Below are 15,988 nucleotides of genomic sequence, written 5' to 3'. Positions count from 1 at the left end.
ACCGGGTGCGGAGGAGGTGCGATGACGCTGCATCGGCCTGAGGGAACGCTGCGCCGCGGCGACGACCCGATCCTGCTGACCCCCGAGGACGCCGGATGGACCTACACCGGACTGCGGGTGCTGCGGATCGGCGCGGGAACATCGCGGACCGTGCGGACCGGGAAGTTCGAGGCGTTCGTCCTCCCGCTGGCCGGCGGATGCACAGTGCGCGTCGACGGAACGACCTTCGCGCTGACGGGACGGGAATCGGTCTTCTCCCGGGTGACGGATTTCGCCTACGTTCCGCGCGACGCCGTGGTGGATATCGTGGCGGAGGGCGATCTGGAGGTGGCGCTGCCGATGGCGCGCTGCACCCGTCGATTGACACCGAAATATGGCCCGGCGGAACAGATTCCGGTAGAAATCCGCGGCGCGGGCGTGGCAACCCGGCAGGTCGCCAACTTCGGCGTACCCGGCGTCTGGGAGCACGCCGACAAGCTCAACGCCTGCGAGCTGATCACCCCGGACGGCAACTGGTCGTCCTACCCGCCGCACAAGCACGACGAGGAGAGCGACTGCGAGGTCGTCAACGAGGAGATCTACTACTTCCGCATCGCCGGACGTGACGGGATCACACCAGCACGCGAGGGGTTCGGCCTGCACAGGACCTACACCGTCGACGGAGCGCTGGACGAGACCGTCGCAGTGCGGGACGGTGACGTCTTCCTGGTCCCGCGCGGCTACCACGGCCCGTGCGTCGCAGCGCCCGGCTACTCGATGTACTACCTCAACGTGCTGGCGGGTCCGGCGCAGGATCGGTCGATGGCGTTCTGCGATGACCCGGTGCACCACTGGGTGCGCGCGCGGTGGAACACCGAGCCGACCGACCCGCGCTGTCCGGTGACCACTCACGAAGGACGGGTCGGATGAAACTGACCACGGCGCAGGCGCTGGTGGCTTGGCTGGTCGCGCAGCGCTCCGAGACCCTCGACGGCCGCGAAGTGCCGTTGTTCCCGGCGGTGTTCGGGATCTTCGGGCACGGCAACGTGCTCGGCCTCGGCACCGCGCTGTACGAGCGGCGTGCGGAGATCCCGGTCTGGCGCGGGCACACCGAAGAGGGGATGGCACTCGCGGCCGTCGGCTACGCCAAGGCCACGCACCGCCGCCAGGTCGGCGTCGCGACCTCCTCGATCGGTCCCGGCGCGTTGAACATGGTGACGGCGGCCGGTGTCGCGCACGCGAATCGCCTTCCGCTGCTGCTGCTTCCGGGGGACACCTTCACCGGGAGGGCAGCGGACCCGGTACTGCAACAGGTCGAGCACTTCGGTGACCCGACCGTCACGGTGAACGACGCGTTCCGTGCGGTGAGCCGGTATTTCGACCGCATCACCCGCCCGGAGCAGCTGATTTCCACACTGCCCCAGGCTGTTCGGGTGCTCACCGATTCCGCGGAAGCCGGACCGGTGGTCCTCGCGCTCCCGCAGGACGTCCAGGCCGAGACCTACGATTTCCCCGACGCGCTGTTCGCTCCCGTCGTGCACCGCGTCGCGCGGCCACGCCCCGATCAGCGGGCACTCGCCGAAGCCGCCGCCGCGCTGTGCGCCGCGCGGCGTCCGCTGCTGGTTCTCGGCGGTGGCGTCCGGTATTCGGGCGCGGGTCGCACCACCGTGGAATTCGCCGAGCATGGCGGTGTTCCGATCACGGAGACCACCGCGGGCCGCACCTTGGTGCCGCACGACCATCCGCTGTACGCGGGTCCGCTCGGTATCACGGGCTCGGCGTCGGCGAACGCGATGGCGGCCGAGGCCGACCTGGTCCTCGCGGTCGGAACCCGGTTGCAGGATTTCACCACGGCGTCCTGGACCGTCTTCGCGCCGGACGTGCGCCTGGTGACGGTCAACGCGGCACGGTTCGATGCCGTCAAGCACGGCGCCCTCGCCGTGGTCGGCGACGCCGAGGCCACGGTGCGCGAGCTGGCCGGGCAGATGGGGCGGTGGCGTGCGGATCCGGCGTGGACCGCCCGCGCCGCGGTTCTGCGCAGCTCTTGGGACTCGCATATCGACAAGTTGCGCGCGCCGACACCGGGCACGCCGAGCTACGCCCAGGTTGTCGGGGTGGTGAATGAGCTGAGCGGGCCGAGCGACTACATCATGACGGCGTCCGGTGGTTTGCCCGGTGAGCTCGTCGGTGGCTGGCGCGCGTCGGGCGGCGGACCCACGATGGACGTCGAGTACGGCTTCTCCTGCATGGGCTACGAGCTCGCCGGCGCGTGGGGTGCGGCCATGGCGCACCGGGACGGCGTGGTGACAACGTTGCTCGGGGACGGCTCCTACCTGATGTTGAACTCGGAATTGTTCTCGGCCGCCTTCGCCGGGCATCCATTCGTCGCGGTGGTGTGCGACAACGACGGCTACGCCGTGATCGCACGTCTGCAGGAGGGCCAGGGTGGCGCCGCGTTCAACAACTTCTACGCCGACTGCCGTACCAACCACGAACAGCCGCCCCGCGTCGACTTCGCCACCCATGCCGCCGCGCTGGGATGCGCCGTCTTCACCGCATCCGACCTGCACGAATTTCGCGACGCCTACGCGCGGGCGCGGGCGGCGGCGACCGGCACATCCGGGCCTGCCGTGCTCGTGGTGCGCACTCAGCCCTCTGTGTGGACCGAGGCGGGCGCCTGGTGGGAGGTCGGGGTGCCGGAGTATCTGTCGGGCCGGGCCACCTATGACGAGTCGAAGCCGAACCAGGTGCGCTATCTGCGGCCGTGAACAGAACTCAGCACCGGTACGCAGCGCCGCCCAGGCACTGGGGGCTGAAGCGTCGGAGTTCGCGTGCGGTAAGCTGTATCACATTGGGGTGCAAGGAAACTGGTAGCAGAAGCCTATCGGTGACGAACCGCGTCGAAGAAGGAGTTCGTGATGCCCGGCGCGGTAGCCCATGCGATCGGGGTGCGCTCGTCGAGGACGACGGCGGGCACACCCGGCGAGAAGTGCGGGTGCCCGAGTGACTTTTCCGGTGCGTTTCGTCCGGATCGGGACCCGACCGAGCGTGGGAGGTGACAGACGCAGCCCGTTGGTGAGCGTTGGATAGCTCACAGTTTATTGGGCTGAAGGTGGAGTAATTCGTCGGATCATGGCATCGTTGATCTACGAGACCAGGGCATATCGATTTCAACACCTGGCTCGTCTACAGAAAGTATGAAATGGCTCAAGGCATTGTGAAGTGGTTCAACAGCGAGAAGGGCTTCGGCTTCATCGCGCAGGACGGCGGAGGACCCGACGTCTTTGTGCACTACTCGGCTGTTAGCGGCGCGGGTTTCCGGTCCCTCGATGAGGGGCAGCGTGTGGAGTTCGAGATCGGTCAGGGGCAGAAGGGGCCACAGGCCCAGGATGTCCGCGTTCTCTGATCGCGACTTAGCTTTCTAAAGGCCCCCACCACTGGTGTGGGGCCTTTTCCCTGTTCAGAGGACTTTTAGGCCTCGGTGCCGGTACAGGTCGCAGGGCAGCGTGCGATCGAGGTGACCTCGTAGTCCGGCAGTGCGCCGAACTCGTCGTACCGGCGCTCGCCCGCGCCGAGCAGGATCGGCAGCACGGCGAGGTGCAGCTGGTCGACCAATCCGGCCGGAGGAACCGGCGCGCGGTGGACGCGCCGCCGCCCAGGGGCACGTCCTTGCCGTCCGTGGCGTGGAACGCGCGACGCAGCGCCTCCTGCGGGGTCTCGACCATGAAGTGAAATGTGGTGCCGCCCGTCACCGGGAATGAGTACGCGCAGTTCAGGCGTCGTTCGCTTTGTTAATAATTGCAGTTTGCAACTGGTTGCGCACGGCGCAGGCCGGGCAGGCTGTGTGGCAATCAGTAGTTGTCGACGAGGGGCGCGGGATGCGTGACGACGGACGTTCGGGGTGGCCGATCAACGCGACGATCGAGGTGATCGGCGATCAATTCTCGAATAAGAGGTATTTCCATGATCCCCGTTGTCATCGACACCGGTAGCGCTGCCGTGAACGGTCTTTCAATACGCTCGGTGCTGCTCTGCACGGTTCTCGTCGACACCTTGTGGACGGGTTCCTTCGGCGGCCGCTGACCGACGTGACGATCTACTGGATCGATCGGGTTTCGCGCCGACCGAAGGTGTGACCGAGCGGGCCCCCGCACCGAGGTACGGCGGCCCGCCGCTGTGCGCGGTCGTCACGTCATCGATTCCGGCCGTGCGCGCTCCCTCGTTGTCCTGTACCCGGTTCCACGCCACGAAGCCGGGTCGTGCACGAGGTTGAACAGAATCGCACCGGTGCGTGGCCCTCCTCGTTTGCGAAGTCAGCGTTCCGCCGCGACGATGTCGACTGACATCCGGGCCAGCTCGGCCGCCACGCGCGCCGGATGGGTCAGCTGCGGGTAGTGGCCGGTGCCCTCGATCGAGATCGAGTCCCAAGGTGTCGCGACGGTGAGCGGATCGGCGGAACCGGCGACGATCCGCACTGGTACCTCGATCTTGTCGAGTAGCGCACGCAACTCGTCGCTCCTGGCAGGCATGCTTGCGCGGCGCAGGGCAGCGATGGTGCGTGCGGCGACACCGGGCCTGCGCAGGTTTCCCGCGGCGCTCACGAGGGCAGCGCTCTGCGGCACGCCGAGCTGTTTCGCCAAGGCGGCGTCCGACATCCGGCGCAGCGCCGCTGCCGCCAGCGGTGAGCGCAGCAGCGGGCCGGACCGCGGTTGCAGGAAAGCGGGCGAGACCAGCAGCACGCCGGAGATCCGCTCCGGATGCGCGGCCGCATACCGCAGCACCGGGCCGCAGCCGAGCGAATGACCTACCAGCACAGGGCGAGTGCGCACCGAGAGCAATCCCGGTAGTACCGCATCGATGTCGCCGGGCGCCGACCGCCCGAGCCCGGGTAGGTCGAGAACCAGGCTCGGCGCATCCAGTTCGGCGCGGACCTCGTTCCAGGACTCGCCGTCCAGCGGAAGGCCGTGCACCAGCACGTAGGCCGGATCTTCGCGTTCACCGGAAACCCAGACGCCGTCGGTGAGCCCAGCGGACGGATCGGCCTGCACCGCCCCGAATCGGCTGGCTACGAGATGGTCGGCCCATGCGAGCACGGTCGCCTCCGTCGGCGGCATGGTGAGCCCGAGCCGCCGCGCGACCTCGTCCGCGGCGGACGTGTCGTAGCGGTCGTCGGCGATGAACGTCAGCGATTCCGGATCGGCGCCGGTCAGCGCGCGCGGGAGTTTCGCGACCACGCCGACCGGAACCGAGAAGCGCGGTGCACGGACCCCCAGATGCGTGGCGATCAGGCGAATCAGCTTCGGCAACACTGGAGTTCGGGGGTCGAGTACGGTGTACGACCGGCCTGCGGTGTCCGGCAGGGTGGGTAGACCGATCAGGAACTCGGTGAAGTAGCCGAGATCGACGATCGGTACGAAGGTGTCCCGACCGCCGGGAATCGCCGTGAGCCGGCCGTGCCACAGCTCCTCGACCACGCTCGCGAGCCCGACGTATTGGCCGGGACCGATCACGCTGCTCGGGTTCGCGATGGTCAGCGCGACCCCCAAGTCGGCGGCACGCCTCCGCAGGAGCGGATCCGATTCGAACTTGGACGCGCCGTAGGCCCCCCGCTCGTAATGCTGTTCGTCGGATTCCTCGACGGTGATCCGGTATCCGGTGATGTGCACGACGCGCCGCAGGTCGGGCAGTGCCGCGGCCCAGTCGAGGACGTGCAGCGCCCCGGTGACGTTGACCGCGTACGCATCCTCGGGTGCGAGTCCGAAGGCGAAGCGGGCCGCGCAGTTGTAGACGTCGCGGATGCCGGAGGGATCGAACCCGGCGGGCAGGCCGAGGTCGGCTGCGGTGACATCGCACGCCACCACCTCGAGTTCGTCGGGGTCCACGCCGCGTCTCCGCAGCCATCCGATGAGTCGCTCCTCGCTGCCCCGCCGTAGTGCGGCGGTGACGGAGTGGCCTTGCTCCAGCAGGCGGGCGACCGCGGCGCGGCCGAGGAACCCGGCGGCGCCGAACACGATGCTGTCGGACATGACATTCTCCTGACTAGACCGGTCTACATATTATTTCGACACAAAAGTACTGTTGCGAAATCGCGTCATCCGGGCTTCAGATCAGGGCGCGGATGGTGCGCTCTACCCGTTCCAGCGGCTCGCGGCTGCGCTGTGCGCGGGCCAAGAGCAGGGCGCCTTCGACCATGGCGAGCAGCGCGGCCGCCAGATCGTCGGCATCGGCGCGGCCGTCGGCACGGAGCCGAATCCGCAGCGCCTGCTCCCAGGCCGCATAGGCGGCTGCGCACTCGAGCTGGATCGGGTCGTTCGCCGCCGCGATATCCAAGGCGACTGTGGCGACCGGACAACCCTGCTGCCAGCCGGACGCCTCCAGACGGTCGCCGAACATCGCGAGCAGTCTGGTCGCGGCGGCGGCGGTATCACCGGGCTCGATCGTGTCGATCAGCGTCGCGATCTCCTTACCGGACTGGGCGATCGCTTCTGCTACGAGCTCGTCTTTGCCGCCGGGGAAATGGAAGTACAGCGAGCCGCGCGGTGCGCCGCTGGTCGCCAGGATCTGGTTGAGTCCCGCGCCGTAGTACCCGTGCCGCTCCACCAGTGTGCGCGTCGCGTCGACCAGCTTGCCGCGTGTCTCGGTTCCCTTGGCGCCCATACGGACACTGTAGACCGGTCTTCATATTTTCGCGAGTCACATGACTGACGACGGCCGCCCACCAGGTGGGTAGGACGGACCCGGATCGCGCGGACTAAGCTGGTCGGCGGTAAATGCCGACCCCTTTCCCTCAGGAGTACCCCACAGTGAGCCAAGCAGGCCGTCCTGTAGTTCTGATCGCCGACAAGCTCGCCAAGTCGACCGTCGACGCGCTCGGTGACGGTGTCGAGGTTCGGTGGGTCGACGGCCCCGACCGCCCGGCCTTGCTCGCCGCTGTGCCCGAAGCCGACGCCCTGCTCGTGCGCTCGGCGACCACGGTCGACGCCGAGGTCTTGGAGGCCGGAAAGAACCTGAAGATCGTCGCCCGCGCGGGCGTCGGCCTGGACAACGTCGACGTGTCCGCCGCCACCGGGCGTGGCGTCATGGTCGTCAACGCGCCTACCTCGAACATCCACACCGCCGCCGAGCACGCGGTCACCCTGCTGCTGGCCGCCGCGCGTCAGATCCCGGCCGCGGACGCCACCCTGCGCGAGCACACCTGGCAGCGCAGCAAGTTCAACGGCGTCGAGATCTTCGACAAGACCGTCGGTGTCGTCGGCCTCGGCCGCATCGGCCAGCTGTTCGCCGCGCGCCTCGCCGCCTTCGAGACCAAGATCGTCGCCTACGATCCGTACGTGTCGCCTGCGCGCGCCGCGCAGCTCGGCATCGAGTTGCTGAGCCTCGACGAACTGCTCGAGCGCGCCGATCTGATCTCGATCCATCTGCCGAAGACTCCGGAGACCAAGGGCATCATCGGCAAGGAGGCCATCGCCAAGACCAAGCCGGGTGTGATCATCGTCAACGCCGCCCGCGGTGGCCTGGTCGACGAGGCCGCGCTGGCGGAGGCGATCAAGTCCGGTCACGTGCGCGCCGCGGGCCTGGACGTGTTCGAAACCGAGCCGAGCACCGACAGCCCGCTGTTCGACCTGCCGCAGGTCGTCGTGACCCCGCACCTGGGCGCCTCCACCTCCGAGGCGCAGGACCGCGCTGGCACCGACGTCGCGAAGTCGGTGCTGCTGGCCCTGGCCGGTGAGTTCGTACCCGGCGCGGTGAACGTCACCGGCGGCACCGTCGGCGAAGAGGTCGCGCCATGGCTGGACATCGTGCGCAAACAAGGCGCGCTGCTCGGTGCGCTGTCCAACGAGCTGCCGGTCAGCGTCGAGGTCCAGGTGCGTGGCGAGCTGGCCGCGCAGGACGTCGCGGTGCTGGAGCTGTCCGCGCTGCGTGGCGTCTTCTCCGCGCTGGTCGAGGACCAGGTCACCTTCGTCAACGCACCTGCCCTCGCCAAGGACCGCGGCATCACCGCCGAGGTCACCACGGCGTCGGAGAGCCCGAGCCATCGCAGCGTCGTCGACCTGCGCGCCGTGTTCGGCGACGGTCGCACCCTGAATGTCGCGGGCACGCTGACCGAGCCGCAGCAGGTGCAGAAGATCGTCAACATCAACGGCCGCAACTACGACATGCGCGCCGAGGGCCTGAACCTGGCCGTGCTGAACTACGAGGACAGGCCGGGCGCGCTGGGCAAGATCGGCACCAAGCTCGGCGAGGCCGAGATCGACATCCTCGCCGCGCAGCTGAGCCAGGACGTGGACAAGGAAGGCGCGACCGTGGTGCTGCGGGTCGCCCGCGAGGTGCCCACCGATGTACAGGCCGCGATCGCCGAGTCGGTCGGCGCGGCCAAGGTCGTCCTGGTCGATCTGTTCTGATCGGATCGGGGTCTGGCGTCCCGGTACCGGTCTGCCGAAGCGCGATCGGCGCGGTGCCGTGCCGATCTGCTCGCGAGAGGCGTGCGTGCTGGGTTCGCCGCAGTGCCCGGCGCTCGACTGCCCGGCCCCACCAAGTACCGTGACGGTGCTGCGGTCACCCGGCCGAAAAGTCGGTGCCTCACCCCGACGGCCTTACCCGTGCCGCGCGCTGTGGTGGCCGCGGTCGGCAAAATCGAACGGAGCATTGTTGTCATGAAGCTTGCTGTCATCCCGGGCGACGGTATCGGGCCCGAGGTCATCGCCGAGGCGCTCAAGGTGCTCGACATGGTCGTGCCCGGTGTCGAGAAGACCGAATACGACCTCGGTGCTCGGCGCTACCACGCGACCGGCGAGATCCTGCCGGACTCGGTGCTGCCCGAGCTGAAACAGCACGACGCGATCCTACTCGGCGCGATCGGTGATCCATCGGTGCCCAGCGGCGTGCTCGAGCGCGGCCTGCTGCTGCGCACCCGGTTCGCGCTGGATCATCATGTGAACCTGCGACCGTCCAAGCTGTTCCCCGGTGTGACCAGCCCGCTGGCCGGCAGCCCCGAGATCGACTTCGTCGTGGTGCGCGAGGGCACCGAGGGTCCCTACACGGGCACGGGCGGCGCGATCCGTGTCGACACCCCGCACGAGGTGGCGACCGAAGTCAGCACCAACACCCGCTTCGGCATCGAGCGCGTGGTGCGCTACGCCTTCGCCAAGGCGCAGGCTCGGCGCAAGCACCTCACGCTCGTGCACAAGAACAACGTGCTCACCTTCGCCGGTTCGCTCTGGCAGCGCACCGTGGACGAGGTCGCGGCCGAGTTTCCTGATGTCACAACGGCTTACCAGCACATCGACGCCGCGACGATCCACCTGGTGAACGACCCGGGCCGGTTCGACGTGATCGTCACCGACAACCTGTTCGGCGACATCATCACCGACCTCGCCGCCGCGGTGAGCGGCGGCATCGGCCTGGCCGCGAGCGGCAACATCGATGCCTCCGGGACGAACCCGAGCATGTTCGAGCCGGTGCACGGCAGTGCCCCCGATATCGCGGGCCAGGCCAAGGCCGACCCGACGGCGGCGATCCTCTCGGTCTCCTTGCTGCTCAACCATCTCGGCGACACCGAGGCGGCAGCCCGCATCGAGTCGGCCGTCGCCAAGGACCTCGAGTCGCGCTCCGGCGCCGCCTCGACCGTGCAGATCGGCGACCGCATCGCTGCCACCGTCTGACCCACCGCACCCGGCGAAGGTCCCGTCCCCGATCCGGGGAGCGGGACCTTCGTTCAGTTGACGTGCGGCCCAAGGGGTTCGGCCGACCAGCGCGGTTGCACCTCTCGGTTCCAATTCAGCAGCGCACGACCCGAAACTACTCGGCAGACCGGGCCTAGCTCGTCATAGTCCGTGCGCGGAACCAAGAGTGGACGCGGCGCGGCTTCTTCGACGTTTCGGCGAAGGGGCTCGTGATGACGACACCGACCATCGGCAGCGGGGCCTCGGTGAGGGGGGACCCGGCGGCGATCCCGACGACTGGAGCAGCGAATCGGGTCGGAGCGCGGCTGGACTGGAGGACGTCGATCCTGTGGTAGTTCCAGCTAATCGGGGTCGCCGGGTACCAGGAAAATTGCCGCTACTGCCGCGGCGGCCGCGAGCAGGAACGCGGCGGGAAAGCCGCTTGCCGTGATGAGGGCGCCGAATACCGGGGGGACGGCGGCCATCGCGAGGTTCTGGCCGGTGTTCTGGATACCGAGGCCGCGTCCGCTCCAGTGCGGTCCTGCGATTTCGGCGACCGCGGTAAACGCTAATCCGTTGTCGGAGACGGTAATTACCGACGCGGCGACCAGTAGCGGGATGGCGGCCAACCACCAGTGCGTCCACGCGGTCATGGCCAAGGCGGCCATCGAGATGACGGCGGCGACGGCGACAGTACGCAGTGGGCCCATCCGGCTGCCGACGCGATCCGACCACGCCCCCGCGCCGATCCGACCCAGCGCGCCCAGGAGTTGGGTGCCGGTCACCAGCACGCCTGCTGCGGCCAGCGACCAGCCGACATCGCGGTGCAGCCACAGCAGCGCGAACGTCCAGACGGTGCCCTGTGGGACAACCAGCAGCACCGAGACCAGATGGATCCGCCACAGTGTGGCGTCGTCGCGATAAGGGTTGGCGCGCAAGGCCGAATCAGCGGCGGAGCCCTCGGGCCTTGGCGGGTCGACGATGCCGATCCGACAGCCGACGGCGGCCACGCCCGCCATGATCGCAGGTACCAGAATGGCCGCGGGCACGCCGTACGTCCCGGCCACGGCCGGAATCGCCAAGGCGCCTACTCCGACGCCGAGTGGCTGCGCGGTCTGCCGAATGCCCATGGCCAGCCCACGCCGCCGCGGCGGGAACCAGCCGACGATCACCCGGCCGCTGGCGCCGTTGGTACTCGCCGCCCCGATGCCGCCGAGAAACAACAGCGCGCCCAGGGTGATGTCATCGGTCGTGGCCGCCGCCGCGCAACCCGCCGCCAGCATCAGCAGCGGACCGCCGACCAGAACCTTGCGCTCGCCGACCCGGTCGACCACGTATCCCCATGCGATCAATGTGCACACCAGCGCGACGGTCGGCATGGCTACCAGCAGACCGGCCGTGGCCAGTGGCATGCCGCGGTCGGTCAGCGCGGGCAGCAGGAAGGGGACACCGTGGATGAAGACCGCGCTGGATCCCTGTGCGAAAACCCCGAGTCCGAGCATGGACCACCGGCGAACGTCGTGGATCTGCGTCACGGTAGTCATCGGCCTCACCCCGGAATCTCAATATTTAGGACAACGTTCCCACCTTATGAAAAGGTCTGCTTACCGTACACCGCTGACCGAGCCGATTCGCCGAACAGCGGCTGTCGCACTGCTCACAGCTGATCCGGCAGGCGCGGACCGGACCGGCCGCTCCGTGGCTCCATACCACTCGGTCGGGCGCGTTCGAGCAGGTGGAGGCAGGTCGATAGACTGCCGGGCATGCGTCTAGGTCGAGTTGCCAGTCCCGATGGGGTCGCCTTCGTCAGCATCGAAGGCGATGGAAGCGAGATCGCGGGAGGGAGTAGGGCGGGATCGGAGATTGCCAAGGAGATCGCGGAGCACCCGTTCGGCACGCCGACATTCACCGGCCGGAGCTGGCCGCTGGCCGATGTGCGACTGCTCGCGCCGATCCTCGCGAGCAAGGTGGTCTGCATCGGCAAAAACTATGCCGCGCACGCGGCCGAGATGGGCGGTACCGCGCCCACCGACCCGGTGATCTTCCTCAAGCCGAACACCTCGATCATCGGGCCGAACGCCCCGATCATCCTGCCGCCCAGCTCCGCTCAGGTCGATTACGAGGGCGAGCTGGCCATCGTCATCGGCCGTCCGTGCAAGGACGTGCCCGCCTCTCGCGCGCTGGACGTCGTGCTCGGTTACACCGTCGCCAACGACGTGACCGCCCGCGACCAGCAGCGCCACGACGGGCAGTGGACCAGAGGTAAGGGCTACGACACGTTCTGCCCGCTCGGACCGTGGATCGAAACCTCTTTGGATCCCTCGGATCTGGAGATCGTCACCGAACTCGACGGTGCGGTCCGTCAGCGCAGCCGCACTTCTCTTCTGCTGCACGATATTCCGAAGCTCATCGAGTGGATCACCACCGTGATGACGCTGCTTCCCGGTGACGTCATCCTCACCGGCACCCCCGAGGGCGTCGGCCCGCTACAGGACGGGCAGCAGGTGTCCGTGACTGTGGAGGGCATCGGAACCCTCACCAATCCCGTTGCCGCCAAACGCTGATCGAAAGAGAGCCATGACTGAAGTACGGGTCCGATTCTGCCCGTCTCCGACGGGAACACCACACGTCGGCCTGGTCCGGACGGCGCTGTTCAACTGGGCGTACGCCCGCCATCACGGCGGAACCTTCGTCTTCCGCATCGAAGATACCGATGCCGCACGCGATTCCGAGGAGTCCTACCGGGCGATCATCGACGCGTTGCGCTGGCTCGGCCTCACCTGGGATGAGGGGCCGGAGGTCGGCGGGCCCTACGCACCGTACCGCCAGTCGCAGCGAAGGGATCTGCATCTGGACGTGGTTCGGCGTTTGCTGGAGGCGGGGGAGGCCTACGAATCCTTCTCCACGCCTGAGGAAGTCGAGGCCCGCCATCGCGCGGCTGGACGCGATCCGAAGCTCGGCTACGACAACTACGACCGTGACCTCACTCCCCAGCGGATCGCGGAGCATCGTGAGGCCGGGCGCCCCGCCGTGATTCGGCTCCGGATGCCCGACGCGGATCTGTCCTGGCACGATCTCGTGCGCGGCGAGACCATCTTCAAGGCGGGGACGGTGCCGGATTTCGCGCTCACCCGCGGCAACGGAGATCCGCTGTACACGCTGGTCAACCCGGTCGACGACGCGCTGATGCGGATCACCCACGTCCTGCGCGGCGAGGACCTGCTCTCCTCGACCCCGCGTCAGCTCGCGCTCTACGCGGCATTGCGCCGGATCGGGGTCACCGACTTCACTCCTGAGTTCGGACATCTGCCCTTCGTCATGGGGCAGGGCAACAAGAAGTTGTCCAAGCGTGATCCAGAGTCGAATCTGTTCGCTCACCGCGACCGAGGATTCGTCCCAGAGGGTTTGCTGAATTACCTCGCACTACTCGGTTGGGGCCTCGCGGAGGATCGTGATGTGTTCACTATGACGGAGATGGTCGAAGCTTTCGACATATCGAAAGTAAATTCGAATCCGGCCAGATTCGACCAGAAGAAGGCGGACGCGATCAACGCCGAGCACATCCGATTGCTGGAGCACGGTGATTTCGCACACCGACTTCGGGATTACCTCACCCAACACGGCCACATCGGCGCGGAAATCGACGAGAAGGCGTTCACCGCGGCAGCCGAACTCGTGCAGACCAGGATCGTGGTGTTGTCGGACGCTTGGGAACTGTTGCGTTTCTTGTTCGCGCCAGCGGATCAGTTCACGATCGACCCCGTCGCGGGCGCCAAGAATCTCGGCGCAGACGCTGCCGCGATATTGCAGGCTGCTATTGCCGCGGTGGAGCCGCTGACGGAATGGACGGCATCGGCGCTCGAAGACGCCCTGAAAACGGCGCTGATCGATGATCTGGGGCTCAAACCGCGCAAAGCCTTCGCGCCGGTGCGGGTCGCGGTGACCGGCTCGCACATCAGCCCGCCGCTGTACGAGTCGCTGGAACTGCTCGGCCGCGCGGTCACCGTGGACCGGCTGCGCGCGGCGCTGGCCTGGACCGCGCCGGCCTGAACGCGCGCAACACGCGGAAAATGTGGCTTTGACCAGGCGATTTGTAATATACCGGTAGCCGTTTGGTACTCTTCTTCTCGGCTCGGAACGCGGTCTCTAGTCACCCAGACGCGAGACCGAAAGACCTGGTCATTGGGGTATGGTGTAATTGGCAACACAGCTGATTCTGGTTCAGCCATTCTAGGTTCGAGTCCTGGTACCCCAGCGGAGAGTGTTGTTCGACTTCGGTTCGCGGCCGAAATGAGTACAGCATCCGGCGATTTGGTCGCCGGGCTTCGGCCGGTTAAGCTAGCCGAGCCTCCTGATCGAAAGATCACCACGGCGCTCCTCGCGGAAGCGGGAAGCAGTCCTGGCCCCGTCGTCTAGCGGCCTAGGACGCCGCCCTCTCAAGGCGGTAGCGCGGGTTCGAATCCCGTCGGGGCTACACGAGTGGAAGGCCCATGCCCATGGGGCATGGGCCTTTCTCGTTTCGCAATGTTTTGTGGGGGTGCAACCCCCACGCCCCGCCCGGCGGGCTGCGCCCCCGGACCCCCTGGCGTTGGCTTCGCCTCGCCTCGCCTCGCCTTGTCGCCGGAGGGCTACCAGGTGGTGCAGGGTGTCGCGGGCTGTGCCGGTGTGCTGGGTGCGTGGGGATGTGCTGTGTCGGGTGTTGGGATGTGCTGCCGGAGCGAGGGAGCCGCGTGTGGCTGGAGCTATTCGTGGTGCGGCCCGAACTCATCGCTGCGTGGCATGCCGAAACCCATGAGGTGGCGATGGTGCCCGGCGGTGACTTGTTCTCGTAGCAGAGGCTGTTCGGCGGGGAGTTGTGGCGGCATGGCTTCTTGGCTGAACCGTTTGGGCTGGTCAGGTCGACATCGAGTTGTGTCGTCGTCGGCCGAGTGCCTGTGGGGCTGCTTCGTTTGGTCGAGTCGGGGGATGGTGTGCATGTGGGCCGGGCGTCCATCGGGGCAGTGGCGGGACTGCCTTGGCTGCATCTAGTGGGGCAGCGGCGGATTGCGTCGGCTGGGTGTTGAGTCCGGCGGTGGCGGATTGCATTGGCTGGGTGTCGGTGGAGCCGGTGGTGGCGGATTGCGTTGGCTGGGCGTCGGTGGAGCCGGCGGTGGGACCGAGTCGTCTGGCCGGGGCGCTGGCCAGGGGTGCGTCGGCCGAGTCGAGATGGTTTGCCGAAAATTTGCGGGAGGGGATGTGATGGGTGCGTCCGCTGTGGTCTCGCGGTGTGACTGCACTGGTCGTGCGGTGGTCTATGTCGGTCGAGTTGTTCGGTGTCGAGTCAGTGGCCGGAAAGTTCTGGGTAGGTCAATCAGGCTGATTCGCCTGGTCGGGCCGCCGTGTCGGGTCGATCGGCTGGGCGCTCACGCCTGACTTGCTCTGGCTGACCGGCCATCGCGTACGTGGCGCATAACGGAAGGCCCCCCTGCCATTCGGCTGGAGGGCCTTGCTCGTCTCGCGGACTAACCGCTCTTGCGGCGGAATTCCCGCTTGTGGCTGGCGGCGGTGTGCGCCGCCGAAGCCTTGGACCGGCCGTCGAGGTGGTCGGCCGCACGGGCGTGCTGCTGGTTCTTGCGCTCGAGTGCCTCACGGAACTTGCGCTTCACCTCGTCGGCGCTGCCATTGGAACTATCCGAATCCGCCATCGCCTGCTCCTCGTCGTCGCGGCCGTGCACCGCATCCCCTCGGGCGGTGGTGCCCGGCCGATTCGTGTCGAACGCCTCGACGCTATCGGGTTCGAGGCGGTTGTGTCAGTGGGAATTCGAGCGCGTCGCTCGCCCGGTTCGTGCTCGACTCAGGCCAGCCACTGCGCGGTGGTGCCGCCGAGCGGTAGCTGCGGAAGGCCGAGTTTGCGGTGATCCCAGCTGCGTACGCGCTCGGAAACGACGCGGACGGCAACCCGCTTGTGCAGCATGGACTCCACCATCGGGCGCGTCTGTTCGCTGTAGGGCCCGGTGTAGCGTTCCCAGACGCTCACGCCGACCGCGAACAGTTTCTCGGCGTCCTCGACGATTTCGGCACGACCCTCGATCGACACACCGCGCAGCTGGTCGTAGGTCTGGCCCGCCTCGACCATGCAGGTGACCCGTGGATCGCGGCGGAGGTTCACCGCCTTTTGCGACTTGGCCTTGGTCTCGAACCAGATCTCGCCGTCGATGAGGGCGTACCACATCGCGGTCAGGTGTGGCGTGCCCTTCGGGCTGATGGTCGCCAGTGTCGCGATCCGGCTGCGCTCCAGGAATTCGGTGATCTCGGTCTCGGACATCACGATCTGTGCCCGTTGGTTGACTCCCATGGGCCAACCATAG

At 67.5% G+C, this 15,988-nt stretch carries 13 protein-coding genes and 2 tRNA genes; 9 read left to right on the top strand and 6 right to left on the bottom strand.

What is annotated here, in order from left to right; genetic code table 11:
• Positions 1 to 21 precede the first annotated feature (21 nt).
• The 3 genes from iolB (at position 22) to AB4Z47_RS00295 (ending at position 3,385) form a co-directional block, all read left to right on the top strand.
• Positions 22 to 909, top strand: coding sequence for a 5-deoxy-glucuronate isomerase (gene iolB, locus AB4Z47_RS00305; RefSeq protein ID WP_441947102.1), 888 nt, complete (start codon positions 22 to 24; stop codon positions 907 to 909).
• The gene (iolD, locus tag AB4Z47_RS00300; RefSeq protein WP_441947101.1) at positions 906 to 2,747 is read left to right on the top strand and encodes a 3D-(3,5/4)-trihydroxycyclohexane-1,2-dione acylhydrolase (decyclizing); all 1,842 of its coding nucleotides are present in this window, start codon (positions 906 to 908) and stop codon (positions 2,745 to 2,747) included. The genes iolB and iolD overlap by 4 nt, the downstream gene beginning before the upstream one ends.
• A gap of 434 nt (positions 2,748 to 3,181) precedes the next feature.
• A complete protein-coding gene (locus AB4Z47_RS00295) occupies positions 3,182 to 3,385 on the top strand; it encodes a cold-shock protein (RefSeq protein ID WP_054814460.1) in 204 nt (67 codons plus the stop codon).
• 65 nt (positions 3,386 to 3,450) lie between these two features.
• On the opposite strand, the gene AB4Z47_RS00290 is transcribed toward AB4Z47_RS00295, so the two are convergent.
• From AB4Z47_RS00290 to AB4Z47_RS00280, 3 genes are all read right to left on the bottom strand, one after another.
• Positions 3,451 to 3,594, bottom strand: a complete 144-nt coding sequence (locus tag AB4Z47_RS00290) for a hypothetical protein (RefSeq protein WP_441947099.1) — start codon at positions 3,592 to 3,594, stop codon at positions 3,451 to 3,453.
• Between the two features lie 698 nt (positions 3,595 to 4,292).
• Positions 4,293 to 6,005, bottom strand: coding sequence for an alpha/beta fold hydrolase (locus AB4Z47_RS00285; protein ID WP_441947097.1), 1,713 nt, complete (start codon positions 6,003 to 6,005; stop codon positions 4,293 to 4,295).
• A gap of 76 nt (positions 6,006 to 6,081) precedes the next feature.
• Complete coding sequence (locus AB4Z47_RS00280; protein ID WP_441947096.1) at positions 6,082 to 6,636, bottom strand: TetR/AcrR family transcriptional regulator; 555 nt, start codon at positions 6,634 to 6,636, stop codon at positions 6,082 to 6,084.
• A gap of 146 nt (positions 6,637 to 6,782) precedes the next feature.
• On the opposite strand from AB4Z47_RS00280, the gene serA reads away from it, so the two are divergent.
• Positions 6,783 to 8,381, top strand: coding sequence for a phosphoglycerate dehydrogenase (serA, locus tag AB4Z47_RS00275; RefSeq protein WP_441947094.1), 1,599 nt, complete (start codon positions 6,783 to 6,785; stop codon positions 8,379 to 8,381).
• Positions 8,382 to 8,633: 252 nt separating this feature from the next.
• Positions 8,634 to 9,641, top strand: a complete 1,008-nt coding sequence (locus AB4Z47_RS00270) for a 3-isopropylmalate dehydrogenase (protein WP_441947092.1) — start codon at positions 8,634 to 8,636, stop codon at positions 9,639 to 9,641.
• Positions 9,642 to 10,003: 362 nt separating this feature from the next.
• Here AB4Z47_RS00270 and AB4Z47_RS00265 read toward each other — a convergent pair whose 3' ends face one another.
• Positions 10,004 to 11,185, bottom strand: coding sequence for an MFS transporter (locus AB4Z47_RS00265; protein ID WP_441947091.1), 1,182 nt, complete (start codon positions 11,183 to 11,185; stop codon positions 10,004 to 10,006).
• A gap of 219 nt (positions 11,186 to 11,404) precedes the next feature.
• Between AB4Z47_RS00265 and AB4Z47_RS00260 the strand changes: the two genes are divergently transcribed.
• The 4 genes from AB4Z47_RS00260 to AB4Z47_RS00245 all read left to right on the top strand — a co-directional run bounded on the left by AB4Z47_RS00260 (position 11,405) and on the right by AB4Z47_RS00245 (position 14,115).
• Complete coding sequence (locus tag AB4Z47_RS00260) at positions 11,405 to 12,205, top strand: fumarylacetoacetate hydrolase family protein (protein ID WP_441947090.1); 801 nt, start codon at positions 11,405 to 11,407, stop codon at positions 12,203 to 12,205.
• Between the two features lie 13 nt (positions 12,206 to 12,218).
• The gene (gene gltX, locus AB4Z47_RS00255) at positions 12,219 to 13,691 is read left to right on the top strand and encodes a glutamate--tRNA ligase (RefSeq protein WP_441947089.1); all 1,473 of its coding nucleotides are present in this window, start codon (positions 12,219 to 12,221) and stop codon (positions 13,689 to 13,691) included.
• A 133-nt stretch (positions 13,692 to 13,824) separates the two neighbouring features.
• Positions 13,825 to 13,896 (top strand) — tRNA-Gln (locus AB4Z47_RS00250).
• A gap of 146 nt (positions 13,897 to 14,042) precedes the next feature.
• Positions 14,043 to 14,115 (top strand) — tRNA-Glu (locus tag AB4Z47_RS00245).
• Between the two features lie 1,027 nt (positions 14,116 to 15,142).
• Here the strand turns inward: AB4Z47_RS00245 and AB4Z47_RS00240 are convergent.
• Together AB4Z47_RS00240 and AB4Z47_RS00235 are read right to left on the bottom strand one after the other, a co-directional pair.
• Positions 15,143 to 15,325, bottom strand: coding sequence for a DUF5302 domain-containing protein (locus tag AB4Z47_RS00240; RefSeq protein WP_441947088.1), 183 nt, complete (start codon positions 15,323 to 15,325; stop codon positions 15,143 to 15,145).
• 149 nt (positions 15,326 to 15,474) lie between these two features.
• Positions 15,475 to 15,975: a pyridoxamine 5'-phosphate oxidase family protein gene (locus AB4Z47_RS00235; protein ID WP_441947087.1), complete on the bottom strand. Its 501-nt coding sequence runs from the start codon at positions 15,973 to 15,975 to the stop codon at positions 15,475 to 15,477.
• Between the last annotated feature and the right edge of the window lie 13 nt (positions 15,976 to 15,988).

The organism is Nocardia sp. 2TAF39 (assembly GCF_052114905.1).
Classification (GTDB): Bacteria; Actinomycetota; Actinomycetes; order Mycobacteriales; family Mycobacteriaceae; genus Nocardia.
This window is presented reverse-complemented; position numbering and strand designations above follow the sequence as displayed.

Excerpts from the sequence above, each read along its gene's own strand:
- iolB (WP_441947102.1), top strand. The coding sequence starts at position 22 with ATGACGCTGCATCGGCCTGAGGGAACGCTGCGCCGCGGCGACGACCCG.
- gltX (WP_441947089.1), top strand. The coding sequence starts at position 12,219 with ATGACTGAAGTACGGGTCCGATTCTGCCCGTCTCCGACGGGAACACCA.
- AB4Z47_RS00235 (WP_441947087.1), bottom strand. The coding sequence starts at position 15,975 with ATGGGAGTCAACCAACGGGCACAGATCGTGATGTCCGAGACCGAGATC.
- AB4Z47_RS00265 (WP_441947091.1), bottom strand. The coding sequence starts at position 11,185 with ATGACTACCGTGACGCAGATCCACGACGTTCGCCGGTGGTCCATGCTC.
- iolD (WP_441947101.1), top strand. The coding sequence starts at position 906 with ATGAAACTGACCACGGCGCAGGCGCTGGTGGCTTGGCTGGTCGCGCAG.
- AB4Z47_RS00240 (WP_441947088.1), bottom strand. The coding sequence starts at position 15,325 with ATGGCGGATTCGGATAGTTCCAATGGCAGCGCCGACGAGGTGAAGCGC.
- AB4Z47_RS00280 (WP_441947096.1), bottom strand. The coding sequence starts at position 6,636 with ATGGGCGCCAAGGGAACCGAGACACGCGGCAAGCTGGTCGACGCGACG.
- AB4Z47_RS00285 (WP_441947097.1), bottom strand. The coding sequence starts at position 6,005 with ATGTCCGACAGCATCGTGTTCGGCGCCGCCGGGTTCCTCGGCCGCGCC.
- AB4Z47_RS00260 (WP_441947090.1), top strand. The coding sequence starts at position 11,405 with ATGCGTCTAGGTCGAGTTGCCAGTCCCGATGGGGTCGCCTTCGTCAGC.
- AB4Z47_RS00295 (WP_054814460.1), top strand. The coding sequence starts at position 3,182 with ATGGCTCAAGGCATTGTGAAGTGGTTCAACAGCGAGAAGGGCTTCGGC.
- AB4Z47_RS00270 (WP_441947092.1), top strand. The coding sequence starts at position 8,634 with ATGAAGCTTGCTGTCATCCCGGGCGACGGTATCGGGCCCGAGGTCATC.